The organism is Stappia stellulata, assembly GCF_020176715.1.
Taxonomy (GTDB): domain Bacteria; phylum Pseudomonadota; class Alphaproteobacteria; order Rhizobiales; family Stappiaceae; genus Stappia.
In genome coordinates this window covers 224,367-251,050 of the sequence record NZ_JAIVMF010000003.1, presented here as the reverse complement: position 1 = coordinate 251,050, position 26,684 = coordinate 224,367, and the positions used below count along the sequence as shown (strand labels likewise).

General features: G+C 64.2%; 28 protein-coding genes and 2 tRNA genes. 29 read left to right on the top strand and 1 reads right to left on the bottom strand.

What is annotated here, in order from left to right; all coding sequences use genetic code 11:
* The first annotated feature begins 8 nt into the window (after nucleotides 1-8).
* From LC092_RS05920 to LC092_RS05880, 9 genes are all read left to right on the top strand, one after another.
* Nucleotides 9-860 carry a segregation and condensation protein A gene (locus tag LC092_RS05920; RefSeq protein ID WP_224805517.1) on the top strand — a complete coding sequence of 284 codons (852 nt, stop codon included), beginning with the start codon at nucleotides 9-11 and terminating at the stop codon, nucleotides 858-860.
* Entirely contained in the window at nucleotides 860-1,597 is a 738-nt protein-coding gene (gene scpB / locus LC092_RS05915; RefSeq protein WP_224805516.1) for an SMC-Scp complex subunit ScpB, read from the top strand. Before LC092_RS05920 ends, scpB begins: the two co-directional genes overlap by 1 nt.
* On the top strand, nucleotides 1,581-2,708 hold the full coding sequence (locus tag LC092_RS05910; protein ID WP_224805515.1) for an ABC transporter ATP-binding protein: 1,128 nt from the start codon (nucleotides 1,581-1,583) through the stop codon (nucleotides 2,706-2,708). The genes scpB and LC092_RS05910 overlap by 17 nt, the downstream gene beginning before the upstream one ends.
* A gap of 105 nt (nucleotides 2,709-2,813) precedes the next feature.
* A complete protein-coding gene (locus LC092_RS05905; protein ID WP_224805514.1) occupies nucleotides 2,814-3,047 on the top strand; it encodes a twin-arginine translocase TatA/TatE family subunit in 234 nt (77 codons plus the stop codon).
* 112 nt (nucleotides 3,048-3,159) lie between these two features.
* Nucleotides 3,160-3,615, top strand: coding sequence for a Sec-independent protein translocase protein TatB (gene tatB / locus LC092_RS05900; protein ID WP_224805513.1), 456 nt, complete (start codon nucleotides 3,160-3,162; stop codon nucleotides 3,613-3,615).
* The gene (gene tatC, locus LC092_RS05895; RefSeq protein WP_224805512.1) at nucleotides 3,612-4,394 is read left to right on the top strand and encodes a twin-arginine translocase subunit TatC; all 783 of its coding nucleotides are present in this window, start codon (nucleotides 3,612-3,614) and stop codon (nucleotides 4,392-4,394) included. Before tatB ends, tatC begins: the two co-directional genes overlap by 4 nt.
* 70 nt (nucleotides 4,395-4,464) lie before the next feature.
* Entirely contained in the window at nucleotides 4,465-5,745 is a 1,281-nt protein-coding gene (gene serS, locus LC092_RS05890; protein ID WP_224805511.1) for a serine--tRNA ligase, read from the top strand.
* Nucleotides 5,745-6,503: a 5'/3'-nucleotidase SurE gene (surE, locus tag LC092_RS05885; protein ID WP_224805510.1), complete on the top strand. Its 759-nt coding sequence runs from the start codon at nucleotides 5,745-5,747 to the stop codon at nucleotides 6,501-6,503. Before serS ends, surE begins: the two co-directional genes overlap by 1 nt.
* A 62-nt stretch (nucleotides 6,504-6,565) precedes the next feature.
* Nucleotides 6,566-7,282 (top strand): protein-L-isoaspartate(D-aspartate) O-methyltransferase, encoded by a 717-nt coding sequence (locus tag LC092_RS05880; protein ID WP_224805509.1) that lies wholly within the window; start codon nucleotides 6,566-6,568, stop codon nucleotides 7,280-7,282.
* Between the two features lie 264 nt (nucleotides 7,283-7,546).
* Here the strand turns inward: LC092_RS05880 and LC092_RS05875 are convergent, their stop codons facing one another.
* Nucleotides 7,547-7,927 (bottom strand): hypothetical protein, encoded by a 381-nt coding sequence (locus LC092_RS05875; RefSeq protein WP_224805618.1) that lies wholly within the window; start codon nucleotides 7,925-7,927, stop codon nucleotides 7,547-7,549.
* On the opposite strand from LC092_RS05875, the gene LC092_RS05870 reads away from it, so the two are divergent.
* The 20 genes from LC092_RS05870 (at nucleotide 7,926) to LC092_RS05775 (ending at nucleotide 26,640) form a co-directional block, all read left to right on the top strand.
* Nucleotides 7,926-8,774, top strand: a complete 849-nt coding sequence (locus tag LC092_RS05870; RefSeq protein WP_263627017.1) for a murein hydrolase activator EnvC family protein — start codon at nucleotides 7,926-7,928, stop codon at nucleotides 8,772-8,774. The genes LC092_RS05875 and LC092_RS05870 overlap by 2 nt on opposite strands.
* A 253-nt stretch (nucleotides 8,775-9,027) precedes the next feature.
* Nucleotides 9,028-9,104: transfer RNA gene (locus LC092_RS05865), tRNA-Asp, on the top strand.
* Nucleotides 9,105-9,151: 47 nt separating this feature from the next.
* Nucleotides 9,152-9,228, top strand: a tRNA-Asp gene (locus LC092_RS05860).
* A 183-nt stretch (nucleotides 9,229-9,411) separates the two neighbouring features.
* Nucleotides 9,412-10,230 (top strand): class D beta-lactamase, encoded by an 819-nt coding sequence (blaOXA, locus tag LC092_RS05855; RefSeq protein WP_224805508.1) that lies wholly within the window; start codon nucleotides 9,412-9,414, stop codon nucleotides 10,228-10,230.
* A 241-nt stretch (nucleotides 10,231-10,471) separates the two neighbouring features.
* Nucleotides 10,472-10,837 (top strand): NADH-quinone oxidoreductase subunit A, encoded by a 366-nt coding sequence (locus tag LC092_RS05850; RefSeq protein ID WP_224805507.1) that lies wholly within the window; start codon nucleotides 10,472-10,474, stop codon nucleotides 10,835-10,837.
* Nucleotides 10,828-11,406, top strand: coding sequence for a NuoB/complex I 20 kDa subunit family protein (locus tag LC092_RS05845; protein ID WP_224805506.1), 579 nt, complete (start codon nucleotides 10,828-10,830; stop codon nucleotides 11,404-11,406). The genes LC092_RS05850 and LC092_RS05845 overlap by 10 nt, the downstream gene beginning before the upstream one ends.
* 46 nt (nucleotides 11,407-11,452) lie before the next feature.
* Nucleotides 11,453-12,058, top strand: coding sequence for an NADH-quinone oxidoreductase subunit C (locus LC092_RS05840; protein ID WP_224805505.1), 606 nt, complete (start codon nucleotides 11,453-11,455; stop codon nucleotides 12,056-12,058).
* A gap of 8 nt (nucleotides 12,059-12,066) precedes the next feature.
* Entirely contained in the window at nucleotides 12,067-13,251 is a 1,185-nt protein-coding gene (locus LC092_RS05835; protein ID WP_224805504.1) for an NADH-quinone oxidoreductase subunit D, read from the top strand.
* Nucleotides 13,251-14,411 (top strand): NADH-quinone oxidoreductase subunit NuoE, encoded by a 1,161-nt coding sequence (gene nuoE, locus LC092_RS05830; protein WP_224805503.1) that lies wholly within the window; start codon nucleotides 13,251-13,253, stop codon nucleotides 14,409-14,411. The genes LC092_RS05835 and nuoE overlap by 1 nt, the downstream gene beginning before the upstream one ends.
* A gap of 15 nt (nucleotides 14,412-14,426) precedes the next feature.
* Nucleotides 14,427-15,731, top strand: a complete 1,305-nt coding sequence (gene nuoF, locus LC092_RS05825) for an NADH-quinone oxidoreductase subunit NuoF (RefSeq protein WP_224805502.1) — start codon at nucleotides 14,427-14,429, stop codon at nucleotides 15,729-15,731.
* Between the two features lie 83 nt (nucleotides 15,732-15,814).
* Nucleotides 15,815-17,881 (top strand): NADH-quinone oxidoreductase subunit NuoG, encoded by a 2,067-nt coding sequence (gene nuoG, locus LC092_RS05820; RefSeq protein WP_224805501.1) that lies wholly within the window; start codon nucleotides 15,815-15,817, stop codon nucleotides 17,879-17,881.
* A gap of 12 nt (nucleotides 17,882-17,893) precedes the next feature.
* Complete coding sequence (gene nuoH, locus LC092_RS05815) at nucleotides 17,894-18,952, top strand: NADH-quinone oxidoreductase subunit NuoH (RefSeq protein WP_224805500.1); 1,059 nt, start codon at nucleotides 17,894-17,896, stop codon at nucleotides 18,950-18,952.
* Nucleotides 18,953-18,971: 19 nt separating this feature from the next.
* On the top strand, nucleotides 18,972-19,208 hold the full coding sequence (locus LC092_RS05810) for a hypothetical protein (RefSeq protein ID WP_224805499.1): 237 nt from the start codon (nucleotides 18,972-18,974) through the stop codon (nucleotides 19,206-19,208).
* A 104-nt stretch (nucleotides 19,209-19,312) separates the two neighbouring features.
* Nucleotides 19,313-19,801: an NADH-quinone oxidoreductase subunit NuoI gene (nuoI, locus tag LC092_RS05805; RefSeq protein WP_029057160.1), complete on the top strand. Its 489-nt coding sequence runs from the start codon at nucleotides 19,313-19,315 to the stop codon at nucleotides 19,799-19,801.
* A 98-nt stretch (nucleotides 19,802-19,899) separates the two neighbouring features.
* Nucleotides 19,900-20,514: an NADH-quinone oxidoreductase subunit J gene (locus tag LC092_RS05800; protein ID WP_224805498.1), complete on the top strand. Its 615-nt coding sequence runs from the start codon at nucleotides 19,900-19,902 to the stop codon at nucleotides 20,512-20,514.
* Nucleotides 20,515-20,602: 88 nt separating this feature from the next.
* Complete coding sequence (gene nuoK, locus LC092_RS05795; RefSeq protein ID WP_029057158.1) at nucleotides 20,603-20,911, top strand: NADH-quinone oxidoreductase subunit NuoK; 309 nt, start codon at nucleotides 20,603-20,605, stop codon at nucleotides 20,909-20,911.
* A 7-nt stretch (nucleotides 20,912-20,918) separates the two neighbouring features.
* Nucleotides 20,919-22,880: an NADH-quinone oxidoreductase subunit L gene (nuoL, locus tag LC092_RS05790; protein ID WP_224805497.1), complete on the top strand. Its 1,962-nt coding sequence runs from the start codon at nucleotides 20,919-20,921 to the stop codon at nucleotides 22,878-22,880.
* Nucleotides 22,880-24,391, top strand: a complete 1,512-nt coding sequence (locus LC092_RS05785) for an NADH-quinone oxidoreductase subunit M (protein ID WP_224805496.1) — start codon at nucleotides 22,880-22,882, stop codon at nucleotides 24,389-24,391. Before nuoL ends, LC092_RS05785 begins: the two co-directional genes overlap by 1 nt.
* Nucleotides 24,392-24,415: 24 nt before the next feature.
* Nucleotides 24,416-25,870: an NADH-quinone oxidoreductase subunit NuoN gene (gene nuoN, locus LC092_RS05780; protein ID WP_224805495.1), complete on the top strand. Its 1,455-nt coding sequence runs from the start codon at nucleotides 24,416-24,418 to the stop codon at nucleotides 25,868-25,870.
* A gap of 26 nt (nucleotides 25,871-25,896) precedes the next feature.
* Nucleotides 25,897-26,640: a biotin--[acetyl-CoA-carboxylase] ligase gene (locus tag LC092_RS05775; RefSeq protein WP_224805494.1), complete on the top strand. Its 744-nt coding sequence runs from the start codon at nucleotides 25,897-25,899 to the stop codon at nucleotides 26,638-26,640.
* The last annotated feature ends 44 nt before the right edge of the window (nucleotides 26,641-26,684 follow it).

Below are 26,684 nucleotides of genomic sequence, written 5' to 3'. Positions count from 1 at the left end.
GGGCATGCGTGCAGGACTCCTTCTTTGAGGATGCGGATCGGCCGGGCGCCGACCAGGCCGCGCGCGCGTCCACGGACCCGGCCCTGGTGGTGGACGTCGACGGCTTTGAAGGTCCGCTCGATCTCCTGCTGACGCTCGCGCGCAAGCAGAAGGTGGATCTTGCCCGCATTTCCATTCTCGCGCTCGTCGAGCAGTATCTGCATTTCGTCAATGAAGCCCGTCGGTTGCGCCTGGAGCTTGCCGCTGACTATCTGGTCATGGCGGCCTGGCTCGCCTACCTCAAGTCCCGATTGCTGATCCCCGAGCAAAAGGATGAGGATGCGCTGACGGGCGAGGAACTCGCCGCTGCACTCGCCTTTCGGCTGCGACGGCTGGAAGCGATGCGCGAGGCGTCGGCCAAGCTGATGAACCGCAACCGGCTCGGGCGCGATGTCTTTGCCCGGGGTGACCCGGAGACGCTCTCGATCCGGCGCAAGAGCCGGTTTGCGGCAACGCTCTACGATCTGTTGACCGCCTATGCCGCACAGCGGCAGCGGACGTCGGTGACCTCTGTGCATGTGCGACGGCGAACCGTCTGGTCGCTGCAGGAGGCGCGCGACCTGTTGACGCGACTGATGGGCAAGGATGTGGACTGGGCGCCTCTGGATGCCTATCTAGCGAGGTACATGGCAGACGGCACCCAGGCGAACACGGTTCTGGCGAGCAGTTTTTCCGCAAGTCTTGAATTGGTGCGGGAGGGCGCGATCGAATTGCGCCAGTCCGGCCCCTTTGCACCATTGTATCTTCGCAGGCGCGCCGAGCCGAGGCCGGGCGACGCGCGCGGCGATGACGACCCGGGACCTGAAGGCGACGAGACGTAATGCGCGGGAAAGAAGACGAACAGGGCGGCAGAAGCCACGCCGCCGATGAAGGCGCGGCTGGCGGCGATCTGTTTCCGGCGGAGCGCCTGAGCGCCATGCGCATGATCGAGGCATTGCTTTTCGCCTCGCGGGACATGTTGGGGGCGGAGGAAATCGCCGCACGGCTGCCGGCCAAGACCGACATCCCGGCCGTTATTGCGGACTTGCAGCGGGCCTATGCGACCCGTGGCGTGAACCTGGTGGAGATCGGCGGCAAATGGGGCTTTCGGACGGCGGAGGACCTGTCGTATCTGCTGAGCCGCGAACAGGTGGAGGAGCGGCGCCTGTCGCGGGCGGCTCTGGAAACCTTGGCGATCATCGCCTATCACCAGCCGGTGACGCGGGCGGAGATCGAAGAGATTCGCGGCGTGTCCACATCGCGCGGCACGATTGACGTGCTTCTGGAAACGGAATGGATCCGCATGCGCGGCCGACGCCGAACGCCGGGACGCCCGGTGACCTATGGCACGACGGACGCGTTTCTGGAGCATTTCATGCTCACATCGGTCTCGGACCTGCCGGGGCTGGAGGAATTGAAGGGAACCGGTCTGCTGGACAGCGCCGTGCCGGCCGGCTTTTCGGTTCCCGTTCCGGACGATTCCGCCGAACTGCGCGATGAGGAAGACCCGATCGACGAGGCAGAATTGTTCGATTTGATGGCGGAAGGCTCCGAAACAACAGATGACCGTGACAGCTGACATTTCCGCCGCTCCCCTCGCCAAACGGTGGGGCGTGCGCGGCACAGCCGGAGCCACGATTGCCGCACGGCTGTCGTTCGAGGCGGTGAGCCACAGTTATTCCGGGCTTCCGGCGGTGCGCTCCGTGTCGCTGTCCGTGGAACCCGGCGAGGTGCTGTGCCTGCTCGGGCATTCCGGCTGCGGCAAGACGACCCTGTTGCGGATCGCGGCCGGCGTGGAACGCCAGACGACGGGACGCGTGCTGATCAACGAACGCGAAGTGGCCGGGCCGGACCGGTTTCTCCCGCCGGAAAAGCGCGGTGTCGGACTGATGTTTCAGGACTACGCGCTGTTTCCGCATCTGACCATCGCGGAAAATGTCGCCTTTGGGCTGACCCATCTGGCAAAGCCCGATGCCCGGCATGCGGCGTTGAGCGCGTTGTCGCGGGTCGGTCTGGCCGAGCATCACGCGGATTATCCGCATGCGCTTTCCGGCGGCGAACAGCAGCGCGTCGCGCTGGCGCGAGCGATCGCGCCCCGGCCCGGCGTTCTCCTGATGGATGAGCCGTTCTCCGGTCTCGACCGACGTCTGCGCGATGCCGTGCGGGACGAAACGCTTTCGGTCCTGCGCGAAACGCGGGCGACCTGCATGCTGGTGACCCATGATCCGGAAGAAGCCATGCGCATGGGCGACCGGATCGCGCTGATGCGCAAGGGGCGGCTGGTGCAGATCGGCAGCGCCGACGATCTCTACAACCATCCGGCGGACCTGTTCGTCGCGCGGTTCTTTTCCGAACTCAACGAGATCGACGCGCGCGCCGGGGACGGCGAGGTCGAGACCGCGTTCGGCCGCCATCCGGCGCCGGGAATCGCGCCCGGGATGGCTGTGGATGTCTGTGTGCGGCCGCAAGGGGTGCTCCTCGGAGAGCCGGGCGAGGGGCGGCCGGGCCGCGTGACCCGTCGCCGCTTCATCGGCGAGGTCGATCTGGTCGACATCGCGGTGGATGGCCTCGATCTCCCGCTGCAGGCGCGCATCCGCGATGGCGGACGGTTCGTTGTCGGCATGGACGTCGGCGTGCGGGTGGACGACCGGGATGTCCTGGCCTTCGCGCGGGATGCGACGGATGTCTAATAGCTGAGACCGTCGGGCGGGAAACGGTTGGTTGCGATTGACCGCGCTTTGTTGCAATAGTGCCGCGCCGGCGCGCGTGCACCGGATCGACCAGGGAGTTGTCGTATGGGTATCAGTATTTGGCAGATCCTGATCATCGCGGTGATCGTTGTTCTGCTGTTCGGTCGCGGAAAGATCTCCGAGTTGATGGGAGACGTGGCCAAGGGAATCAAGAGCTTCAAGAAGGGCCTCAACGAGGACGACGACGAGGCGAAGGCCGACGATGGCAAGACCATCGACCACAAGCCGGAAGAGCCGGTCGCCATGAAGAAGTCCGAGGACAAGTCGCAGGCGGGCTGACCTTCCTGTGACGGGCGAGGGCCGTCGGGGTCCGGCCTGCCGGCCGGTCCATGACGCTCGCGAGGACCGCGCAAGCGCGTCTTGATCTCTCAAACGCGGAAAACGGACGCCAATGTTCGATATCGGCTGGACGGAACTGCTTGTTGTCGCCGTCGTCATGATTCTGGTCGTCGGTCCCAAGGACCTTCCCCGGATGCTGCGCACCTTCGGTCAGACGATGGGCAAGGTGAAGCGGATGGCGAACGAGTTTCAGTCGACGTTCAACGATGCGTTGCGCGAGGCCGAGCAGCAGGCCGACATTGCCGACATGAAGAAGCAGGTCGAGAAGGCCGGCAACTTCGACCCGCTCGGCGACATCAAGAAATCCATCAACAATATGGACAAGCCGACCGGCAAGGCGAAGTCCGCCAAGTCCGAACCGCTTGAAACCGAGCCTGCCATCGACTTTTCGGCGCACAAGAGCAGCGAAGAGACGGCTGAGCCGGGAGCGCAAGCGGATGCCGGACAGCAACAGGCGTCAACCGCAGATTCCAAGACGCGGCCGACCGGGGACGACGGCAAGGCATGACAGACGACGATATCGAGTCCTCCAAGGCACCGCTGATCGAACATCTCATCGAGTTGCGTCAGCGTTTGCTGCGCACCGTGGTGGCGATCCTGATCGCGTTTGTCGTGTGCTTCTACTTCGCGCAGGATATCTACAACATTCTGGTTATCCCGTTCGAACAGGCCGCCGGGCATCAGGTCGAAATGATCTACACCGCGCCCCAGGAGCTGTTCTTCACCCAGCTCAAACTCGCCTTCTTCGGCGCGTTGTTCATCGCCTTCCCGGTGATCGCCTCGCAGCTCTACATGTTTGTCGCTCCGGGGCTCTACAAGCACGAGCGCGGTGCGTTCCTGCCGTTCCTCGTCGCGACGCCGATCCTCTTCATCATCGGTGCGTGTCTGGTGTTCTTCCTGGTGATGCCGCTTGCCATGGGCTTCTTCCTGTCGATGGAACAGGACGGCACGGGCGGTCAGGCCAAGATCCAGCTGATGGCGCGGGTGAGCGAATATCTCGGCCTGATCATGACGCTGATCTTCGCCTTCGGACTGGTGTTCCAGCTTCCGGTGCTTTTAACCCTGCTTGGCCGGGTCGGGATCGTCTCGTCGGAAGGGCTCAGGTCAAAACGCAAATATGCGATCGTCATCGGCTTTGTGCTGGCCGCCGTCCTCACGCCGCCGGATCCGATCAGCCAGATCGGTCTTGCGCTGCCAACGATGCTTCTCTACGAAGTGTCCATCATCTGCGTCAGACTGGTGGAAAAGAAGCGCGCCGAACGGGAAGCTGCGGAAGCGGACGCCTGATCGACGCAGCATCTGCCCCGGTCGAATTCCCGTTGCCGCCTGGCGCCGGCACCGAATCCGGGGTTGATTGATGTTCGATATCAAGTGGATCCGCGACAATGCCGCGGCCTTCGATGCAGCCATGGCGCGGCGCGGGCTGCCGCCGCAGGCGGGCGCGCTGATCGCGCTCGATGACGAGCGGCGCGCGCATGTCGCATCGCTCCAGGACGCGCAGGAACGCCGCAATGCGGCCTCCAAGGAGATCGGCAAGGCCAAGGCCACCGGCGACGACGCCGGGGCGCAGGCGCTGATCGACGAAGTCGCCAAGATCAAGCAGGCCATTCATGACGGAGAAGAGGCCGAGCGCGGGCTGACGGCGAAGGTGGTCGACGCGCTGAGCGTCCTGCCGAACATGCCGCTGGACGATGTGCCCGATGGCGCGGATGAAAGCGACAATGTCGAGCTGCGTCGCGTCGGAACCCCGCGCAGTTTCGATTTCACGCCGAAGGAGCATTTCGAGGTCGGTGCCGCGGAGGCCGGGATCAGCTTCGAACGTGCCGCACGCATGTCCGGCGCGCGCTTCGCTTTGCTTCAGGGGCAATTTGCACGGCTTGAGCGGGCGCTCGGCCAGTTCATGATCGATCTGCAGACCACACAGCACGGCTATATGGAAGTCTCTCCGCCGCTGCTGGTGCGCGACGAGGCGCTCTATGGCACGTCGCAGCTGCCGAAATTCTCCGAGGATCTGTTCAAGACCACGGAAGGCCGCTGGCTCATCCCGACCGCCGAGGTGCCGCTGACCAATATGGTGGCGGGTGAAACCCTGGCCGAAGCGGATCTGCCGATGCGCGTGACCGCGCTGACGCCATGCTTTCGCTCCGAGGCCGGCTCCGCCGGGCGCGACGTGCGCGGCATTTTGCGCCAGCACCAGTTCTGGAAATGCGAGCTTGTCTCCGTCACCACGCCGGAGAATTCCCTCGACGAACTCGAACGCATGACAGGGTGCGCGGAGGAGATCCTCAAGAGGCTCGGCCTTGCCTATCGGGTCATGGTGCTGTCGGCCGGCGACATGGGATTCGGTGCCCGCAAGACCTATGACATCGAGGTGTGGCTGCCGGGGCAGAATGCCTACCGCGAGATTTCCAGCTGTTCGGTCTGCGGCGACTTCCAGGCCCGGCGGATGAATGCGCGCTATCGTCCCGAGGGCGAGAAGGGGCTGCGGTTCGTTCACACGCTCAACGGGTCCGGCCTTGCGGTCGGCCGCGCCCTGATCGCGGTGGTCGAAAATTACCAGAACGCCGACGGCAGCATTACCGTGCCCGAGGTGCTGCGTCCCTACATGGGCGGGACCGAGACAATCGAGGCGGCGTGATGCGGATCCTGGTCACCAACGACGATGGCATTCAGGCCGGCGGGCTGGCGATTCTCGAGGAGGTCGCCCGCAGCTTGTCCGACGACGTCTGGGTGGTGGCGCCGGAAACGGACCAGAGCGGCGTGGCCCATTCGCTGACGCTGCATGACCCGCTGAGGGTGCGCGATCTCGGCGATCGGCGCTATTCCGTCAGGGGAACGCCGACCGACTGCGTGATCATGGGCGTGCGGGAGATCCTTCCCGAGCGTCCCGACCTTGTACTGTCGGGCGTCAACCGCGGTCAGAATGCGGCTGACGACGTGACCTATTCCGGTACTATCGCCGGCGCCATGGAAGGCACGCTGATGGGCATCCGCTCCATGGCGCTGTCCCAGGCCTATAGCTGGGGGAAGGGGGCACGTGTGGATTACGAGGCGACGCGCATCCATGCCGCGCCGCTGATCCGCAAGCTCCTGTCGTTCTCGTTTCCCTCCGACATCCTGCTCAATCTGAACTTTCCGGCCTGTGCGCCGGCGGATGTGCGCGGCACCCGGGTAACCCGGCAGGGCAAGCGCAAGGTCAGCGAGCTGGCGGTCGATGCGCGCACCGACGGGCGCGGCGTGCCATACTACTGGCTGGCCTTTCGCGGTGGCGAGGAAACGCCGCCCGAGGACACGGACCTGGCCGCATTGAGCGCTGGCATGATTTCCGTGACACCGCTCAAGCTTGACCTGACGGCCCATGATTTGTTGGGTGAACTGAAGGACAAGCTGGCCTGATCCAGGGACTGGCCCTGCCTGCGGTCGGGCAGGGGGATGGCACGGCTGCGGGAGGGAAGACATTGGTCGGCGCGGATGACCCCGAGACAGGTTCACACGGCACGGGCGACACGTCGCCGGCGGCCGCGGATGTCACCGAGGCCGACCGGGAGGCGACCGCGGCCCTGATCCTCAAGTTGCGCACCCAGGGGATTGGAAGCCAGAAGGTGCTGTCGGCGCTTGAACGGGTTCCGCGGCGCCTGTTCCTGTCCGCGCCCTTGCAGCGCCATGCCTATGAGGACAGCGCGCTTCCCATCGAATGCGGCCAGACGATCTCCCAACCCACAATCGTTGCCATGATGACCGAGGCGCTCGACCTGTCGCAGGGGCATCGGGTGCTGGAAATCGGGACCGGCTCCGGCTATCAGGCGGCCATTCTCGGCCACCTGAGCAGCGAGGTTCACACGCTGGAGCGTTACAAGACGCTCGCCGATCTTGCGCGCGCACGCCTGGCAACGCTGAAGATCGGCACGGTTCACGTCCATCATTGCGACGGCACCGAGGGGCTGCCGGAGAAGGCGCCGTTCGACCGCATCATCGTCACCGCGGCTGCACCGGAGATCCCCCCGGCGCTGATCGACCAACTGGCTGACGGAGGCAAGCTGGTGATGCCGCTGGGGCCGGCCGGCGATGTCCAGTCGCTTGTCATCGTCGAAAAGAAGGGCGCCACCACCTCGACCCGGGATCTCGCGCAAGTGCGGTTTGTCCCGCTTGTGGAAGGGGTTGCGACCCGGCTTTGATCGTCCGGCGCAAGAAATCGTTTCCAGGCGATCTCCACCAATTTGGCCGCGCTTAAGTCTTTATAAACGTTACCGGCATTTAATCAGGCTCAACGACCTCAGGTGTTTGAGTCCGAGTAGCGCCATGTCAAAGCAATGTTTACGATCCCCGCCCCGATTGCTCTCGCAGACTGCGATGGTGGTGCTTCTGGCAGCCATCGCGGGAGCCTGCAGCGGCGGGGTGGAGCGTTTCGCCGATCCCATTTTCACCGGCAATACCGACAATCAGCGGGCCATGCTGGGCGGAGGCTCGGGGTCGCAGCCGAGTTTCGATGATATCATGGCCGGCCCGTCGAGCGGGCCTGCACGTGTTGAGCGCAGCGCCTTGCCGCCGCCCACGCAGCCGAATGGCTCGATCGCGACGGGATCGATTTCCGCGCAGGGTCGGTCGACGCCGAAATATGCATCCGTCCCGACGCCGCCCGCCTCGCCGCAGCGCCAGGTTGCCCGCACGACCGTGCCGGCGCCGGTGCGCTCTTCGAGCGACGAGGCGAGCCGGATCCTGGCCAACTCCGGCAATGGCGTCTCGCCGAAGACCGTGCGTGGCTGGACGACCGCAGGGGCCACACAGGTCAGCGCGAGAAGCGGGGACAGCGTGGCGTCCATGTCGCGCCGTTTCGGCGTTCCGCAATATGTTCTGGCGGAGATCAACGGCGTTTCGCCGAATGCCTCCTTGTCGGCTGGCCAGAGGATGGTCATTCCCACCTATGTGCATGGCGCAACGGCATCGTCTGCGCCGGTGACCCTACCGCCGGCGGGGCCGGCGCCGAGCGTGACCGGGTCGATCCCGACGACGGCCGCCACGGGTCTGGCGATGGCATCCGCGCCGATCCCGCCCCACAAGCCGGATTCGGCGGTCAGGCTGGCGTCGCTGTCGAGCAGTGTTCCAGCGCCCGCGCAGATGACCCAGGCCGTGCAGCCGCGCAGAAAGCCGGCCACGCTGAGTTCGCGTCCCGCCGAACCGGCGCGGAACGCCACGCCGACGGGAACCGCTTCCGCGCCTCAGATCTCGCGCACCGAATCCGCGCCAGTGAAGCCGATTTCGGTGAACCGGGACGTCGCCGACGACAGCGTGCGCCGGTTCCGCTGGCCGGCGCGCGGTCGAATCATCTCCGACTTCGGCACCAAGCCCGGCGGCACCCGCAACGAGGGCATCAACATGGCCCTGCCGGAAGGGGCGGACATCAAGGCGGTGGAAGACGGGACCGTGATCTATTCCGGCAACGAGCTGAAGGGCTACGGCAACCTGGTGCTTGTTCGTCACGATGACGGCTGGGTGTCGGCCTATGCCCACGGCAGCGAGTTGCTGGTCAAGCGCGGCGACAGCGTCAGCCGCGGTCAGACAATCGCCAAGGCCGGGTCCACCGGGTCTGTCACCCAGCCGCAGCTTCACTTCGAGCTGCGTCGCGGCAACAAGCCGGTCGACCCGATGCAGTATCTGGCAAAGCTCTGATCGTTTTGCTTCGCAGAATGTCAGACGCACGGATGCCCCGGCATCCGTGCGTTTTGCGTTTCCACGCGGCGTTTCTCGCGGGCCGGGAGGCGAGCTTGCGTCAGGGGTGCGCCGTGTTATCCACAGTTGCGGATGCGCATTGGCGCGACGCAAAGAACAATCATGACAAAGCCATGTCCGATCGGCTTGACTTGTCGGGCGGGTCGACGTACATCAGCGCCACTCCCGGCGACCAAGCGTCGCCTGAGCGCAAGCGGGTGTAGCTCAGTTGGTTAGAGTGCCGGCCTGTCACGCCGGAGGTCGCGGGTTCGAGCCCCGTCACTCGCGCCACTTGCCTCAGTTTCGGGAGCCCTTTGTCCAAGCGACAAAGCGGGCGAGCGGGTGTAGCTCAGTTGGTTAGAGTGCCGGCCTGTCACGCCGGAGGTCGCGGGTTCGAGCCCCGTCACTCGCGCCACTCGCCCTTTTCTTTTCCTTCCGCACTTTCCGAGATGGCAATAGGTTCCCCTGATGGGGACTCCACGCTTTGTTTGCGCTCCGCTGCAGGTGGTGGCCCTTTGCCGATTTCCGCGCGACGGTCGCTCCGCCAGCGATGGCGGGCAGGGGGCAGTTGTCCGGGTTCTTTTGAAGGATGAGACCTATGGTGCGACGGCTCTTTTTTGCTCTGGTTGCGGGTCTGGCGCTGGCGGGAAGCAATGCTGCCGGGATGGCCGGCCCCATCTGCACGCTCGTGGTTGATTCGAAGAGCGGTGCGGTGCTGACGGAAAACGGGGATTGCGAGACCCGCGTGACGCCGGCCTCGACCTTCAAGATTGCGCTTGCGGCGATCGGGTTCGAGGAGGGGCTGTTGCAGGGGCCGCAGGAGCCTGTTCGTCAGTACCGCAAGGGGGAGGTCGATTGGGGCGGACGTGCCTGGCGCGGTCTTGTCGATCCCACGTCCTGGATGAAACACTCGGTCGTCTGGTATTCCCAGCGCCTGACCCGGCAGTTGGGTGCGGACAAGCTCGAAGCCTGGACGCGGGCGCTCGGTTACGGCAATGCCGATTTTTCGGGAGATCCGGGCAAGGGCAACGGCCTTGAACGGGCCTGGATTGCGTCGTCGCTGGCGATTTCGCCGCGCGAGCAGGCGCGCTTCCTGAGGGGTCTGCTCAATCGCACGCTTCCGCTGTCTCAGTCCGCGATGGCGCAAACGGAAGCGCTGGTCGAGCGGTTCAGCATCGACGGCGGCTGGACGTTGAGCGGCAAGACCGGAGGGGCCTATCCGCGCCGCGCGGACGGGTCCTTCGACCGGGCCCGCGGATATGGATGGTTCGTCGGCTGGGCAACTAGGGGCGACACGCGGGCTGTCTTCGTGCGGCTGACGCAGGACGAGGTCCGCCATTCCGTGTCGCCGGGCCTGCGGGCCCGCAGCGCGCTTCTGGCGGAGTGGCCCGCTCTGGCCGCGAGGTTCGCTCGCTGACGCGGCCGCGCCCGAGCCGCCTGTTGACGCCAAGGTCATTTCGCGGTTGCGAAAATGGCGCTCCGATTACACCGTTGTTGGGCTTGCGTTGCGGGGGAGCGTGGGCTAAGCGTGCCGGGTAAGCGCTGGTGGTCGCGTCGTTGTCACCCGTATCACCGTCACGCTGGAAAGGCCCTGTCGCGCCGCACCGTCAAGGGACACGCGCAGCCGCCAAGGGCCTGGCGCAAGGACACGTTTGGACATGGAAGATTTGTTGAGAGACTACGTGCCGATCCTGGTTTTCATCGGGGTCTCGCTGGTCATCGGTCTTGCCCTTTTGGTGTCGCCGTTTCTGCTGGCCTACAAGAATCCCGATTCGGAAAAACTGTCGGCCTATGAGTGCGGGTTCAACGCCTTCGACGATGCCCGGATGAAGTTCGACATCCGCTTCTATCTGGTCGCACTGCTGTTCATCATCTTCGATCTCGAAGTGGCGTTCCTGTTTCCCTGGGCCGTCTCCTTCGGCGATCTCGGCTGGTATGGCTTCTGGTCGATGATGGTTTTTCTCGGCGTCTTGACGATCGGGTTCATCTACGAATGGAAAAAGGGAGCGCTGGAATGGGACTGACCTCGCAAGAGCCGCTCGTCGCCCAGGCCCCGAAGGGCATTCTCGATCCGCGGACCGGGCAGCCGATCGGGTCCGACGATCCGTTTTTCCTGGAGATGAACGACGAACTGGCCGACAAGGGCTTCGTCGTCACCGCCACCGACAACCTCATTCAGTGGGCCCGCACCGGCTCGTTGATGTGGATGACCTTCGGGCTTGCCTGCTGCGCGGTCGAGATGATGCAGATGTCGATGCCGCGCTATGACGCCGAGCGCTTCGGCTTCGCGCCGCGCGCATCCCCGCGCCAATCCGACGTGATGATCGTCGCCGGCACGCTCACCAACAAGATGGCGCCCGCGCTTCGCAAGGTCTACGACCAGATGCCGGAGCCGCGTTACGTGATCTCGATGGGCTCCTGTGCCAACGGCGGCGGCTACTATCACTATTCCTATTCGGTGGTTCGCGGCTGCGACCGGGTCGTTCCGGTCGATATCTATGTGCCAGGGTGCCCGCCGACGGCGGAGGCGCTGCTTTACGGGGTGATGATGCTCCAGAAGAAGATCAGGCGCACCGGAACGATCGAACGCTGACCGCCGGGTCGGACCAATACCTTAATGCGGTGAACGGATCAGGGACATGGACGAAACGCTCGCTGAACTTGGCGAACACATTCAGGCGGCGCTTGGCGACACGGTCGACAGTGCTACCGTCGCCTATGGCGAGTTGACGCTGGAGGTGCGCGCCTCGGAAATCGTCCAGGCGGTGCGGTTCCTGCGCGACGACACCAGCTGCCTGTTCGTCAATCTGACCGACATCTGCGGTGTGGATTACCCGAGTCGGGACAAGCGCTTCGAGGTTGTCTACCACTTCCTCTCGCCGAAGCAGAACATGCGCATCCGCGTGAAGCTGAAGGCCGATGACGAAACGCCGGTCCCCTCCATCGTCGAGGTGTTCCCCGGCGCGGAGTGGTTCGAGCGCGAGATCTACGACATGTACGGCGTGCTCTTCTCCGGGCACCCCGACCTGCGCCGCATCCTGACCGACTACGGGTTCGACGGCTATCCCTTGCGCAAGGACTTCCCGCTCACGGGGTATGTCGAGGTGCGCTACGACGACGAGAAGAAGCGGGTGGTCTATGAGCCGGTGCGGCTCAACCAGGAATTCCGCGACTTCGATTTCATGTCGCCATGGGAGGGTGCGGAATACATCCTTCCCGGCGATGAAAAAGCCAAGACCAGTTGAGGCAGCCGATGGCAGAGGCTCAGGTCCGGAATTTCAACATCAACTTCGGCCCGCAGCATCCCGCTGCGCACGGCGTGTTGCGTCTTGTGCTCGAGCTGGACGGCGAAGTCGTCACGCGTGTCGATCCGCATATCGGCCTGCTGCATCGCGGCACCGAGAAGCTGATCGAGCACAAGACCTATCTCCAGGCCGTGCCGTATTTCGACCGGCTCGACTACGTCGCGCCGATGAACCAGGAGCATGCCTTCGCGCTCGCCGTCGAACGGCTCATGGGCGTCGAGGTGCCGAAGCGCGGTCAGCTGATCCGTGTGCTTTACTCCGAGATCGGCCGCATCCTGTCGCACCTGCTCAATGTGACCACCCAGGCGCTCGACGTCGGCGCGCTGACGCCGCCGCTGTGGGGGTTCGAGCCGCGCGAAGAGCTGATGGTGTTCTATGAGCGGGCCTGCGGTGCGCGCATGCATGCCGCCTTCGTGCGTCCGGGCGGCGTCCACCAGGATCTTCCGGGCGACCTGCTCGACGACATCTGGGACTTCTGCGATCCCTTCCTGAAGACCCTCGACGATATCGAGGGGCTTTTGACCGACAACCGCATCTTCAAGCAGCGAAACGTCGACATCGCCGTCGTGTCGCTGGAAGACGCGTGGGCGCGCGGCTTTTCCGGCGTGATGGTGCGCGGCTCCGGTGCCGCCTGGGACCTGCGCAAGTCGCAGCCCTATGAGTGCTACTCGGAGCTCGATTTCGACATTCCCGTCGGCAAGAACGGCGACTGCTACGACCGCTACCTGATCCGCATGGAAGAGATGCGCCAGTCGGTGCGGCTGATGAAGCAGTGCCTGGAAAAGCTGACCGTCGAGAAGGGGCCTGTGTCGTCGGTCGACGGCAAGGTGGTCCCGCCCAAGCGCGGCGAGATGAAGAAGTCGATGGAAGCGCTGATCCATCACTTCAAGCTCTACACCGAAGGCTACCGCGTCCCCGAAGGCGAGGTTTATGCGGCCGTCGAGGCGCCGAAGGGCGAGTTCGGCGTCTATCTCGTCGCCGACGGAAGCAACAAGCCCTATCGCTGCAAGATCAAGGCGCCGGGTTTCGCGCATCTGCAGGCGATGGATTTCCTGTGCCGGGGACACATGCTGGCCGACGTGTCGGCGGTCCTCGGATCCCTTGATATCGTGTTCGGAGAGGTTGACCGGTAATGGCCGTTCGTCGCCTTCACCCTGAGCAGCCCGAGAGTTTCGCCTTCACCAAGGCCAACCTGGACTGGGCCCAGAAAGTCATTTCGCGCTATCCGGAAGGCCGGCAGGCGTCGGCCGTGATCCCGCTGCTGTGGCGGGCGCAGGAGCAGCACGACGGCTGGCTGCCGGAGCCGGCGATCCGCTGTGTCGCCGACATGCTGTCGATGCCGCATATCCGCGTGCTGGAGGTCGCGACCTTCTACACGATGTTCCAGCTGGCGCCGGTCGGCAAGAAGGCGCACATCCAGGTGTGCGGCACGACACCGTGCCAGCTGCGCGGCGCGGAAGACCTTGTCCGGGTCTGCAAGAGCAAGATCGCGGCGCATGCGCATGAGCTTTCCGCGGACGGCGATTTCTCTTGGGAAGAGGTCGAGTGTCTCGGCGCCTGCGTGAATGCGCCGATGGTGCAGATCTTCAAGGACACCTATGAGGACCTGACGCCGGAAAGCCTCGAGGCGCTGATCGACGACATCGCGGCAGGCCGTGAAGTCACCCCCGGACCGCAGTCGGATCGTCGTTTCGCGATGCCCGAGGGCGGCGCGACGACGCTGACCGAGATCAAGGACACGACCGTGGGCGCCGATCCGGTGGCGCATGTCGTGTCGGGTGCCGAGGCGGCCTCGCATGCCTTCGCGGGCGACGCGATCAATGCCGGTGGCGGCGATTTCGACGGTTTGCCGGGGGCTGCCAAGGTGACGGCGAAAGCGGCGCCGAAGCCGACGCCCAAGGCGAAGGTCGTGAAGCCGGAAACGGCGGAGACGGCTGCGGCCGGCGCGCCGGGGTCGGTGCAGTCGAGCCTTGACCTGTCCGGCGGTGGTGTGCCGGAAAGCGAGCCGGAACTTCTCAAGGGCGCGCGCGACGGCAAGCCGGACGACTTGAAGAAGATCAAGGGCGTGGGTCCGAAGATCGAGGGCATCCTCAACGATCTCGGGGTCTATCACTTCGACCAGATCGCCGGTTGGGACGAGGCCAACAAGGCCTGGGTCGACACGCGGCTCAAGTTCAAGGGCCGGATTGACCGCGAGGACTGGATCGCCCAGGCGAAACTTCTGGCCGACGGCGGAGAGACCGAATTCTCCGCGCGCGTTGACAAGGGCGATGTGCCCTCCAGCCAGAGCTAAGGACAGGAGAGCGGGATGCTGTCTGATCAGGACCGGATCTTCACCAACATCTACGGCCTGCACGACTGGGGCCTCGATGGCGCGCGTCAGCGCGGCCACTGGGATGGCACCAAGGCGCTTCTTGAAAAGGGCCGCGACTGGATCATCGAGGAGGTCAAGACCTCCGGCCTGCGCGGCCGCGGCGGCGCCGGATTCCCGACCGGTCTGAAATGGTCCTTCATGCCGAAGGAATCGGACGGACGCCCGGCCTATCTGGTCGTCAATGCCGACGAATCCGAGCCCGGCACCTGCAAGGACCGCGAAATCCTGCGCCACGACCCGCATACGCTGGTCGAGGGCTGCCTCGTCGCCGGCTTCGCCATGGGCGCGATTGCCGCCTACATCTATGTGCGCGGCGAGTTCATCCGCGAGCGCGAGCGGCTGCAGGCGGCGATCGACCAGGCCTATGAGGCCGGGCTGATCGGCAAGAACAACAAGAACGGCTACGACTTCGACATCTATGTCCACCACGGCGCCGGCGCCTATATCTGCGGCGAGGAAACCGCGCTGCTGGAGAGCCTTGAGGGCAAGAAGGGCCAGCCGCGGCTGAAGCCGCCGTTCCCGGCGAACGTCGGGCTTTATGGTTGCCCGACCACGGTGAACAACGTGGAATCGATCGCGGTCGCGCCGACGATCCTGCGCCGGGGCGGCACATGGTTCGCGAGCCTCGGAAAGCCGGGGAACACGGGCACCAAGCTCTTCTGCGTCTCCGGTCACGTCAACAAGCCGTGCACCGTGGAAGAGGAAATGGGCATTCCGTTCCGCGAGCTGATCGAAAAGCACTGCGGCGGGATCCGCGGCGGCTGGGACAACCTCCTGGCGGTGATCCCGGGCGGGTCTTCCGTGCCCTGCGTGACGGCTGAAAACATCATCGACTGCGGTATGGATTTCGACAGCCTCAAGGGGCTCGGGTCGGGGCTTGGAACGGCCGCCGTCATCGTGATGGACCGCTCCACCGATATCATCAAGGCGATTGCCCGACTGTCCTATTTCTACAAGCACGAGAGCTGCGGCCAGTGCACGCCGTGCCGCGAGGGCACCGGCTGGATGTGGCGCGTGATGGAACGCATGGTCGAGGGCAATGCCTCCAAGGAAGAGATCGACATGCTCTTCCAGGTGACCAAGCAGGTCGAGGGCCACACGATCTGCGCGCTCGGCGACGCGGCGGCCTGGCCGATCCAGGGGCTGATCAAGAACTTCCGCCCGGTCATCGAGGCGCGGATCGACGAATTCACGGCGAAGCGGCGGTCCCCGTCGCCCGCAATGGCGGCGGCGGAGTAGGACATGCGCAACGCCGCAATCGACATGACACGACGTCCGGGCGCAGCATCCGCGCCGGATGTCAGCCGCGAGGGCTGCACCCGATGAACAAGGTTATCTTTGTCGACGGCAAGGAAGTCGAGGTTCCGCAGGACTACACGCTGCTGCAGGCCTGCGAGGCCGCCGGCGCCGAGGTGCCGCGCTTCTGCTTCCACGACCGTCTGTCGATCGCCGGCAACTGCCGCATGTGCCTCGTCGAGGTGAAGGGTGGCCCGCCGAAGCCGGCAGCGTCCTGCGCGATGAACGTGCGCGACCTGCGCCCGGGCCCGAACGGCGAGCCGCCGGAAGTCTTCACCAAGACGCCGATGGTCAAGAAGGCGCGTGAAGGCGTCATGGAATTCCTGCTAATCAACCATCCGCTCGATTGCCCGATCTGCGATCAGGGCGGCGAGTGCGATCTGCAGGACCAGGCCATGGCCTACGGCATGGACACTTCGCGCTACGCGGAGAACAAGCGCGCGGTCGAGGACAAATACATCGGCCCGCTCGTCAAGACGATCATGACGCGCTGCATTCACTGCACGCGCTGCGTCCGCTTCACCACGGAAGTCTGCGGCGTGTCCGATCTCGGCCTGATCGGTCGGGGCGAGGATGCGGAGATCACCTCCTATCTGGAAGGCGCGCTGTCGTCGGAGATGCAGGGCAATGTGGTTGACCTGTGCCCGGTCGGCGCTCTGACGCACAAGCCGTATGCCTTCCAGGCGCGGCCGTGGGAGCTCAAGAAGACCGAATCCATCGATGTGATGGACGCTGTCGGCTCCGCCATCCGGGTCGATACGCGCGGCCGGGAGGTCATGCGTGTGCTGCCCCGTCTCAACGAGGCGGTCAACGAGGAGTGGATCTCCGACAAGACCCGCTACATCTGGGACGGATTGCGCACCCAGCGTCTCGACCGCCCCTATGCGCGCGTCGACGGCAAGCTGAAGCCGGTGTCCTGGGGCGAGGCTTTCGCGCTGATCGCGGAGAAGGTGAAGGCGGCGAAGCCCGAGCGCATCGGTGCGCTGGCCGGCCAGTTCGCCAACGTCGAGGAGATGTTCGCGCTGAAGAGCCTGATGACGGCGCTCGGCGTCGCCAATCTCGACAGCCGCTATCCCGGTTCGCCGCTCGATCCGGCGCACGGGCGCGACAGCTACCTGTTCAATTCGACGATCGCCGGCATCGAGGATGCGGATGCGATCCTGCTGGTCGGCACCAATCCGCGCATCGAGGCGCCGGTGCTCAACGCGCGGATCCGCAAGCGCTACACCCAGGGCGGTGCGCGTATCGGCGTGATCGGGGAGGCTGCGGATCTCACCTATCCCTATGATTATCTCGGAGCCGGTCCGGAAACCCTTGCAGAGATGCTCAAGAAGGGGTTTGCGAAGGCCGAGCGCCCGATGATCATCGTCGGGCAGGGCGCGCTCAACCGCCCGGATGGCGCCGCGGTTCTCTCGCTCGCCGCACAGGTCGCGAAGGCGGTCGGTGCCGTGAGCGATGGCTGGAACGGGTTCAATATCCTGCATACCGAGGCCGCGCAGGTTGGCGCACTCGACGTCGGCTTCGTGCCGGGCGAGGGCGGCCTGTCGACAGCGCAGATGCTGGAGCCGGGTGCGCTGGACGTTGCCTTCCTGCTGGGCGTCGACGAGATCGACGTGCCGGACGGGGCTTTCGTGATCTATCAGGGCACCCATGGCGATCGCGGTGCGCATCGCGCCGACGTGATCCTGCCGGGCGCGACCTACACCGAGAAGTCGGGCACCTATGTGAACACCGAGGGGCGCGTCCAGCTGGGCGAGCGCGCCGGCTTCCCGCCGGGCGAGGCGCGCGAAGACTGGGCGATCCTGCGCGCCTTGTCCGCGCAGCTCGGGGCGCAACTGCCGTATGACTCGCTTGGCGAGCTGCGGGCGGCGCTTTACGAAGTGCATCCGCATATGGCGGAAATCGACGGCATCGCGGCTGGCGACGGGTCTGGCGTCGATGCGCTGGCAAAGCTCGGTGGAAAGCCGGACTCGGCCGCGTTCCACAATGCGGTGAGCGACTTCTTTATGACCAATCCGATCGCGCGTGCGTCGGCGACGATGGCCGAATGTTCGGCTCTCGCCAAGGCGCGTGCGGCAGAGGCCGCGGAGTAAACGGGGGCTATTATGGCGGACTTCTGGGCGGATTACCTTTTCCCGCTGATCATCATGCTGGCGCAGAGCGTGTTGCTTCTCGTCGTGCTGCTGGTGATCGTGGCGTATATCCTCTACGCGGATCGCAAGATCTGGGCGGCAGTGCAGATTCGCCGGGGTCCGAACGTGGTCGGCCCCTGGGGCCTGCTGCAGTCCTTCGCCGATCTTCTGAAGTTCGTGCTCAAGGAGCCGGTCATTCCGGCCGGCGCCAACAAGGGGCTGTTCCTGCTCGCGCCGCTGGTCACGGTGACGCTGGCGCTGGCCGCCTGGGCGGTGGTGCCCGTCGCGGACGGCTGGGTGATCGCCGATATCAATGTCGGCATCCTCTTCATCTTCGCGATCTCCTCGCTCAGCGTCTACGGCATCATTATCGGCGGTTGGGCATCGAACTCGAAGTATCCGTTCCTGTCGGCGCTGCGTTCGGCGGCGCAGATGGTGTCCTATGAGGTGTCCATCGGCTTCGTGATCGTCACGGTGCTGATGTGCGCGGGATCGCTCAACCTGTCGCAGATCGTGCTGTCGCAGGAGACCGGCCTTGCCACCATGCTCGGCGTGCCGTGGCTGACTTTCCTGAACTGGTACTGGCTGCCGCTGTTCCCGATGTTCGTGGTGTTCTTCATTTCCGCGCTTGCGGAGACGAACCGTCCGCCGTTCGATCTGGCGGAGGCGGAATCTGAGCTTGTCGCCGGCTTCATGGTCGAATACGGCTCGACGCCCTACATGATGTTCATGCTGGGCGAATATGTCGCCATCGCGCTGATGTGCTCGCTGACGACCATCCTGTTCCTGGGCGGCTGGCTTCCGCCGCTTGATTTCGCGCCCTTCACCTGGGTGCCGGGCGTGATCTGGTTCCTGCTGAAGTCGCTGCTGGTGTTCTTCATGTTCGCGATGGTCAAGGCGATGGTCCCGCGCTACCGCTACGACCAGCTGATGCGTCTTGGCTGGAAGGTGTTCCTGCCGCTGTCGCTGGTCATGGTCGTCGTGGTCGCCGGCGTCCTGATGGCGATGGGCTGGGCGCCCACCGGCGCGTGACGGGTCGAGAGGGTCTTGAATGTCGTTCTCTCTTGCGGGTCTGATCGGTGCGGCCATCGGGCTCTACATCGGCTGGATCGACTACAAGATCGTCATCGGCGTTCTGAAGGGCGCGGCGGAACGGCAGAACCAGCGGATCGGGAAACAGGGGTTTCTCGATCGCTACATGGAGCAGATCCGCTATCTGGTCCTTGGGTGCGGTCTGATCGCGTTCCCGATGATCGGATACCTTGCGGGCCGGTCGCTGGCCGGCTAGCCCAGGTTGATCCCGCCGGACAGGGGCGGGGAGAGATGTGAACACGGGCGCGGGATGACCCCGGGAACCGCCCGATTGGAAACGAGAGAACGAGGCTCGACGCCATGGCACTGCAACAGGCTGCCAAGTCGCTCTTGCTCAAGGAGTTCGTGTCCGCCTTCTTTCTGGCGATGCGCTACTTCTTCAAGCCGAAGCCGACGATCAACTACCCCTTCGAGAAGGGGCCGGTCAGCCCGCGTTTTCGCGGCGAGCATGCGTTGCGTCGCTATCCCAACGGCGAGGAGCGCTGCATCGCCTGCAAGCTGTGCGAAGCGATCTGCCCGGCGCAGGCCATCACCATCGAGGCAGGCCCGCGCCGAAACGACGGGACGCGCCGCACGACGCGTTACGACATCGACATGGTGAAGTGCATCTACTGCGGCTTCTGCCAGGAAGCCTGCCCGGTGGATGCCATTGTCGAGGGTCCGAATTTCGAGTTCGCCACGGAGACCCGTGAAGAGCTTTATTACGACAAGGAAAAACTCCTCGCGAACGGCGATCGCTGGGAGCGGGAAATCGCAAACAACATCGCCATGGATGCGCCTTATCGATAAGGCGCGGGGAGTGGACGCCGGGCAGCGGCTGGTCTAAGACGAGGCCGTCTTGTTCGGGAACAAGCCCACTCAACATGGTGACGGGGGCACACCGCGACATGGTTCTGCAAGCCATCTTCTTCTATCTCTTCGCCGCGATCGCCGTGGCGTCCGCCTTCATGGTGATTGCCTCGCGCAATCCCGTGCATTCGGTGCTGTTCCTGATTCTGGCGTTCTTCAATGCCGCCGGTCTCTTCATCCTGCTCGGCGCCGAATTCCTGGCGATGCTGCTGGTCGTCGTCTATGTCGGCGCCGTCATGGTGCTGTTCCTCTTCGTGGTGATGATGCTCGACGTCGATTTCGTCGAGATGCGCCAAGGGTTCCTGCAGTACATGCCGGTGGGCGGCCTTATCGGAATGGTCCTGCTGGTCGAGCTTCTGCTGGTGCTCGGGGTCTGGGTGATCTCGCCGGAGGTGATCGCAAACACCTCGGCGCCGGCACCGGTGCCGCAGGACGGGGCCAATGTCTCTGCACTCGGGCAGCTGATCTACACGCGCTACATCCTGTATTTCCAGACGGCCGGTCTGGTGCTGCTGGTGGCGATGATCGGGGCGATCGTGCTGACGCTGCGCCACAAGGAGGGCGTGAAGCGCCAGGATATCTCCACCCAGGTGGGACGGACCCGGGACGCCGCCATCGAGGTGCGGAAGGTCGAAACCGGAAAGGGGATCTGAGGATCCTCATCACAGTCATTCCGGCCGCGCGGCATCCGCTGCGCGTGCCAGCTTGCAAGTCTTAATCGGGGAGCATCGCGAGGCGCCCATGGAAATCGGTCTGTCACACTATCTGGCGGTCGCAGCTATATTGTTCACGATCGGGATCTTCGGGATCTTCCTGAACCGGAAGAACGTCATCGTCATCCTGATGTCGGTGGAACTCCTGCTCCTGTCGGTGAACCTCAACCTGGTGGCCTTCTCGTCGTTCCTCGGTGATCTCGTCGGTCAGGTCTTTGCCCTGCTCGTGCTGACGGTCGCCGCGGCGGAAGCGGCCATCGGGCTCGCGATCCTCGTCGTCTTCTATCGCAACCGCGGCTCCATCGCGGTTGAAGACGTCAACATGATGAAGGGGTAGGGCCGCCATGTATCAGGCTATCGTCTTCCTGCCCCTCGTCGGGTTCCTGATTGCCGGCCTGTTCGGCCGCGCGATCGGTGCCAAGGCGAGCGAGTACATCACCTCCGGGCTTCTCATCGTCGCAGCGCTGCTGTCGTGGGTTGCGTTCTTCTCCATCGGTTTCGGGGAAACGCCGGTTGCGCGCGAAACGCTGCTGCGCTGGATGACCTCCGGCACCTTCAGCGTCGACTGGACCATTCGCGTCGACACGCTGACTGCCGTCATGCTGGTGGTGGTCAACTCGGTGTCCGCGCTCGTGCATGTCTATTCCATCGGCTACATGCACGACGATCCGCATCGGCCGCGCTTTTTCGCCTACCTGTCGCTGTTCACCTTCGCCATGCTGATGCTGGTGACCTCCGACAACCTGCTGCAGATGTTCTTCGGCTGGGAAGGCGTGGGTCTCGCGTCCTATCTGCTGATCGGCTTCTGGTACAAGAAGCCGTCGGCCAATGCGGCAGCGATGAAGGCCTTCGTCGTCAACCGGGTCGGTGACTTCGGCTTCATTCTCGGCATTTTCGGCGTCTTCTACCTGTTCAATTCCACGGATTACGACACGATTTTCGCCAACGCCCAGGCCTTTGCGGCGGAAGAGCCGCGCACGGTCCTGACGTTCCTCGGTGCAGAGCTGACCCAGGACGCCGCACTCACCGTCGTGTGTCTGCTGCTCTTCATGGGCGCCATGGGCAAGTCGGCGCAGTTCCTGCTGCACACCTGGCTTCCCGACGCCATGGAAGGCCCGACGCCGGTATCCGCGCTCATTCACGCCGCCACCATGGTGACGGCCGGCGTGTTTATGGTTGCGCGTCTGTCGCCGATCTTCGAATTGTCGCACACGGCGCTGACCGTGGTGACGCTTTTCGGCGCGACGACGGCGTTCTTCGCCGCGACCGTCGGTCTTGTGCAGAACGACATCAAGCGGGTGATCGCCTATTCGACCTGTTCGCAGCTCGGCTACATGTTCGTCGCGCTCGGCGTTGGCGGTTACTCCATCGCGATCTTCCACCTGTTCACCCATGCCTTCTTCAAGGCGCTGCTGTTCCTTGGCGCCGGCTCGGTGATCCATGCCGTGTCGAACGAGCAGGACATGCGCAAGATGGGCGGACTTCGCAAGCACATCCCGCTGACCTACTGGATGATGGTGATCGGCACGCTGGCACTGACCGGTTTCCCGCTGACCGCCGGCTTCTTCTCCAAGGATGCGGTCATCGAGGCGGCCTACGTCGGGCATAACGTCTTCGCGCAATACGCCTTCTGGCTGACGGTGGCAGCGGCGGCCCTGACCTCCTTCTACTCGTGGCGCCTTGCGTTCATGACTTTCCACGGCAAGCCGCGGGCCTCCGTCGACGTGATGAAGCACGTCCATGAAAGCCCGCTGGTGATGACCGTGCCGCTGATGATCCTGGCGGCGGGCGCACTCCTTGCCGGCTTCGTCTTCAAGGGGGTGTTCATCGGCGACGGCTACGATGCCTTCTGGAAGGGCGCGCTCTTCGTGTCGGAGGAAAACCACGTTCTTCACGACATCCACGAGGTTCCACTGTGGGTGAAGGCATCGCCCTTCGTCATGATGCTCGGCGGGTTCGCGGTTGCATGGCTGTTCTACATCCGCTCGCCGGAGATCCCGCGCCAGCTGGCGGAGCGGCACGACGGCCTGTACCGCTTCCTCCTGAACAAGTGGTATTTCGACGAGCTCTATGACGCGATCTTCGTCCGTCCCGCCATGTGGATCGGCCGCCAGCTCTGGAAGAAGGGCGATGGCACGGTCATCGACGGCATGGGACCTGATGGCGTTGCCGCGCGTGTCCAGAACGTCACAACCTGGGTCGTCCGGCTTCAGACCGGGTACCTCTATCACTATGCATTCGCCATGCTGATCGGCGTTGCCGCGCTGATCACCTGGTCCATGTTCTCCGTCGGGGGCGCTCACTGATGAGCAACTGGCCGCTTCTTTCCATCACGACCTTCCTTCCGCTCGTCGGTGTGTTCTTCATCCTGCTGGTGCGCGGCGAGGATGCCGGCGCCAAGGACAACATGCGCCGGGTCGCGCTGATCACGACGGTGTTCACCTTCCTGGTGTCGCTCTTCATCTGGGGCGGGTTCGATCCGCAGAACCCCGGTTTCCAGTTCGAGGAAAGCAGCGAGTGGCTGGGCGGCAACATCGGCTACCGCATGGGCGTCGACGGCATCTCGATGCTCTTCGTCATCCTCACGACCTTCCTCATGCCCTTCTGCATCCTGGCCAGCTGGAACAGCGTCCAGATGCGGGTGAAGGAGTACATGATCGCGTTTCTGGTGCTTGAAACGCTGATGATCGGCGTGTTCTGCGCGCTTGATCTCGTCATGTTCTACGTGTTCTTCGAGGCCGGTCTGATCCCGATGTTCCTGATCATCGGTGTCTGGGGCGGCAAGCGGCGCGTCTACGCGAGCTACAAGTTCTTTCTCTACACGCTGCTCGGCTCGCTGCTGATGCTGATCGCGCTGATGGCGATGTATTGGGATGCCGGCACGACGGATATTCCGACGCTCATGGCGCACGGGTTCCCGGCCGGAATGCAGACGTGGCTGTGGCTGGCGTTCTTCGCGTCCTTCGCCGTGAAGATGCCGATGTGGCCGGTCCACACCTGGCTGCCCGATGCGCACGTGGAGGCACCGACGGCCGGCTCCGTTATCCTGGCCGCGATCCTGCTGAAGATGGGCGGCTACGGCTTCCTGCGCTTCTCGCTGCCGATGTTCCCGCTGGCGAGCGAGATGTTCGCACCAATGGTCTTCACGCTGTCGGTCATCGCCATCGTCTACACCTCGCTGGTGGCGCTCGCCCAGGAAGACATCAAGAAGCTGATCGCCTATTCCTCCGTCGCCCACATGGGGTATGTGACGATGGGCATCTTCACCATGACCGAGCAGGGGGTGCAGGGCGCGCTCTTCCAGATGCTGTCGCACGGCATCGTTTCGGGCGCGCTGTTCCTCTGCGTCGGGGTGATCTACGACCGGATGCACACGCGCGACATCTCGGCCTACGGAGGGCTCGTCAACCGGATGCCGTTCTATGCGGTCGCCTTCCTGATCTTCACGATGGCGAATGTCGGCCTGCCGGGCACCAGCGGGTTCGTCGGCGAGTTCCTGACGCTGATGGGCGCCTTCCAGGTGAACACCTGGGTCGCGTTGATCGCGACCTCCGGTGTGATCCTGTCGGCCGCCTATGCGCTGTTTCTCTACAAGCGCGTCGTCTTCGGCGCGCTCGACAAGGAAAGCCTGAAGTCGATCATGGATCTTAGCCTGCGCGAGCGCGTGATCATCGTGCCGATGATCATCCTGACGATCCTGTTCGGTTTCTATCCCGCACCCATCCTTGACGCCACGGCCGCGTCGGTCACGGCGCTGGTGACCAACTACCAGGCGGCGATCGAGGCCGCGAATTCCACCGCCATGCTGGCGCATTGACGGGTTGAGGACGAGAGACGAGCCATGACTGCTTACAATCAACTCCCTGACCTCGCGCCTGCATTGCCGGAGCTGTTTCTCGCGGGCGGGTCGCTGGCGCTGCTGATGCTGGGCGTCTTCGGCGGGCGGACGGCCGTTCGCTACGTCACCGCACTTGCCGTTGCGCTGCTGGCGGTGGCGGCGCTGCCGCTGCTGTTGCCGGCGCAATTCGGGATCACCGACGGCACAACGTTTCACGGCGCCTTCGTGCTCGACGGCTTTGCCACCTATCTCAAGATCCTGACGCTTATCGGCTCGGGCTTTGCGATCGCCATGTCGGTGGCCTTCGCGCGCAACGAGAACTTCGAGCAGTTCGAGTATCCGGTGCTGATCCTGCTGGCGACGCTCGGCATGATGCTGATGCTGTCGGCCAACGACCTGATCATCCTCTATCTCGGGCTCGAGCTTCAGTCCCTGGCGCTTTATGTGATCGCGGCCTTCAACCGGGACAGCGTGCGCTCCACGGAAGCGGGCCTGAAGTATTTCGTGCTCGGATCGGTCTCGTCGGGCATGCTGCTTTACGGCATGTCGCTCGTCTACGGCTTTACCGGCAACACGGGTTTCCCGGAGATCGCGGCCGCCATCACCGCGCAGGGCGGATCGTCGCTCGGCCTCGTGTTCGGTCTCGTGTTCATTCTCGCCGGTCTGGCATTCAAGGTCTCCGCCGTTCCGTTCCACATGTGGACGCCGGATGTCTATGAGGGCGCGCCGACCCCGGTCACGGCCTTCTTTGCGGCGGCTCCCAAGATCGCGGCTATGGGGATGCTGACGCGCATCGTGATCGATGCCTTCGAGCCGGTCACCCACGACTGGCAGCAGATCATTGTCTTCGTCTCGATCGCCTCCATGGCGCTTGGCGCTTTCGCGGCGATCGGCCAGCACAACATCAAGCGCCTGATGGCCTATTCGTCCATCGGTCACATGGGCTTCGCGCTTGTCGGCCTCGCGGCCGGATCGCAGGCCGGCGTGGAAGGCGTCGTGATCTACATGACCGCCTATCTGGCGATGACGCTCGGCGCCTTTGCCTGCATCCTGTCGATGCGCCGCAAGGAGGGCATGGTCGAGGAGATCTCCGATCTCAGCGGTCTTGCGCGCACCAACCTGCCGATGGCGGTTCTTCTGGGGATCATCCTGTTCTCGCTGGCCGGAATTCCGCCCTTCGTCGGGTTCTTCGCGAAGTTCTACGTGTTCCTCGCTGCGGTGGAGGCGGGTCTTTATCCGCTGGCGATCATCGGCATCCTGTCATCGGTTGTCGGCGCCTATTATTATCTGCGGATCGTCAAGGTGATGTTCTTCGACGAGCCGGCCCGTGCCTTCCTGCCGATGCCGGTCGAGCTGAAGTTCACGCTTGGCCTGTCGAGCCTGTTCGTCATGTTCTTCGTGGTGTTCGCGGGGTCCATCGTCGAGATGGCGGCGGCTGCGGCCGGGACGCTGTTCTGATCGCGGGCCTGTCGTTCGACGGCCGGGTGCATCCGATCCCGGCGGTTCCGCCGTATCGCGTCGTCGGTCTGGAGACCGTCGGCTCGACCAATGCGGTCGCCCTTGACCATGCCTACAAGGGCGATGCAGGGCAATTGTGGGTCGTGGCCGGCCGTCAAACGGGCGGGCGCGGCCGGCGTGGCCGCCCCTGGGCGTCGGAGCCGGGCAATCTCTATGCGTCGCTGCTCTTGATCGATCCGGCCGATCCGGCGCGGCTTGGCCAGCTTCCGCTGGTCTGTGCGCTTGCGCTTGCCGATGCGGTCGACCGGATGTGCGGGACCCATCGGCTGGTCCGGCTGAAGTGGCCGAACGATCTGCTCGTGGACGGCGCCAAGATATCCGGTATCCTGCTGGAGGCCGCCGTCGTCGGCGAGGGCCGGCGGGCTGTGGCCTGCGGGTTCGGCTTGAACATTTCCCACCACCCGGAGCTTGCCGACTATGCGGCTGCCGACCTGGCGGGACTGGGCTACCGGGTTACGCCGGAGATCGGATTTGGGGCTCTGGCGGAGAGCGTTTCGAGGCAGCTCGACCGTTGGAGACACGAGGAATTTTCGGGCATCCTCACGGATTGGCTGTCGCGGGCGCAAGGGATCGGCATGCCGATCCGCGTTCGCCTGAGCCAGGACGAGCTTCACGGAACCTTCGTCGGTCTCGACGAGGAGGGACGTCTTTTGTTGCGCGGCGCAGATGGATCGATGACGACGATCTCCGCCGGCGATGTGTTTTTTTGACAAGCGCGGATATGACTGCGCGCCGCCAGTGGCGGTCAGATAGG

Excerpts from the sequence above, each read along its gene's own strand:
- scpB (WP_224805516.1), top strand. The coding sequence starts at position 860 with ATGCGCGGGAAAGAAGACGAACAGGGCGGCAGAAGCCACGCCGCCGAT.
- LC092_RS05910 (WP_224805515.1), top strand. The coding sequence starts at position 1,581 with ATGACCGTGACAGCTGACATTTCCGCCGCTCCCCTCGCCAAACGGTGG.
- LC092_RS05905 (WP_224805514.1), top strand. The coding sequence starts at position 2,814 with ATGGGTATCAGTATTTGGCAGATCCTGATCATCGCGGTGATCGTTGTT.
- tatB (WP_224805513.1), top strand. The coding sequence starts at position 3,160 with ATGTTCGATATCGGCTGGACGGAACTGCTTGTTGTCGCCGTCGTCATG.
- tatC (WP_224805512.1), top strand. The coding sequence starts at position 3,612 with ATGACAGACGACGATATCGAGTCCTCCAAGGCACCGCTGATCGAACAT.
- serS (WP_224805511.1), top strand. The coding sequence starts at position 4,465 with ATGTTCGATATCAAGTGGATCCGCGACAATGCCGCGGCCTTCGATGCA.
- surE (WP_224805510.1), top strand. The coding sequence starts at position 5,745 with ATGCGGATCCTGGTCACCAACGACGATGGCATTCAGGCCGGCGGGCTG.
- LC092_RS05870 (WP_263627017.1), top strand. The coding sequence starts at position 7,926 with ATGTCGCGCCGTTTCGGCGTTCCGCAATATGTTCTGGCGGAGATCAAC.
- LC092_RS05875 (WP_224805618.1), bottom strand. The coding sequence starts at position 7,927 with ATGGACGCCACGCTGTCCCCGCTTCTCGCGCTGACCTGTGTGGCCCCT.
- blaOXA (WP_224805508.1), top strand. The coding sequence starts at position 9,412 with ATGGTGCGACGGCTCTTTTTTGCTCTGGTTGCGGGTCTGGCGCTGGCG.
- LC092_RS05850 (WP_224805507.1), top strand. The coding sequence starts at position 10,472 with ATGGAAGATTTGTTGAGAGACTACGTGCCGATCCTGGTTTTCATCGGG.
- LC092_RS05845 (WP_224805506.1), top strand. The coding sequence starts at position 10,828 with ATGGGACTGACCTCGCAAGAGCCGCTCGTCGCCCAGGCCCCGAAGGGC.
- LC092_RS05840 (WP_224805505.1), top strand. The coding sequence starts at position 11,453 with ATGGACGAAACGCTCGCTGAACTTGGCGAACACATTCAGGCGGCGCTT.
- LC092_RS05835 (WP_224805504.1), top strand. The coding sequence starts at position 12,067 with ATGGCAGAGGCTCAGGTCCGGAATTTCAACATCAACTTCGGCCCGCAG.
- nuoE (WP_224805503.1), top strand. The coding sequence starts at position 13,251 with ATGGCCGTTCGTCGCCTTCACCCTGAGCAGCCCGAGAGTTTCGCCTTC.
- nuoF (WP_224805502.1), top strand. The coding sequence starts at position 14,427 with ATGCTGTCTGATCAGGACCGGATCTTCACCAACATCTACGGCCTGCAC.
- nuoG (WP_224805501.1), top strand. The coding sequence starts at position 15,815 with ATGAACAAGGTTATCTTTGTCGACGGCAAGGAAGTCGAGGTTCCGCAG.
- nuoH (WP_224805500.1), top strand. The coding sequence starts at position 17,894 with ATGGCGGACTTCTGGGCGGATTACCTTTTCCCGCTGATCATCATGCTG.
- LC092_RS05810 (WP_224805499.1), top strand. The coding sequence starts at position 18,972 with ATGTCGTTCTCTCTTGCGGGTCTGATCGGTGCGGCCATCGGGCTCTAC.
- nuoI (WP_029057160.1), top strand. The coding sequence starts at position 19,313 with ATGGCACTGCAACAGGCTGCCAAGTCGCTCTTGCTCAAGGAGTTCGTG.
- LC092_RS05800 (WP_224805498.1), top strand. The coding sequence starts at position 19,900 with ATGGTTCTGCAAGCCATCTTCTTCTATCTCTTCGCCGCGATCGCCGTG.
- nuoK (WP_029057158.1), top strand. The coding sequence starts at position 20,603 with ATGGAAATCGGTCTGTCACACTATCTGGCGGTCGCAGCTATATTGTTC.
- nuoL (WP_224805497.1), top strand. The coding sequence starts at position 20,919 with ATGTATCAGGCTATCGTCTTCCTGCCCCTCGTCGGGTTCCTGATTGCC.
- LC092_RS05785 (WP_224805496.1), top strand. The coding sequence starts at position 22,880 with ATGAGCAACTGGCCGCTTCTTTCCATCACGACCTTCCTTCCGCTCGTC.
- nuoN (WP_224805495.1), top strand. The coding sequence starts at position 24,416 with ATGACTGCTTACAATCAACTCCCTGACCTCGCGCCTGCATTGCCGGAG.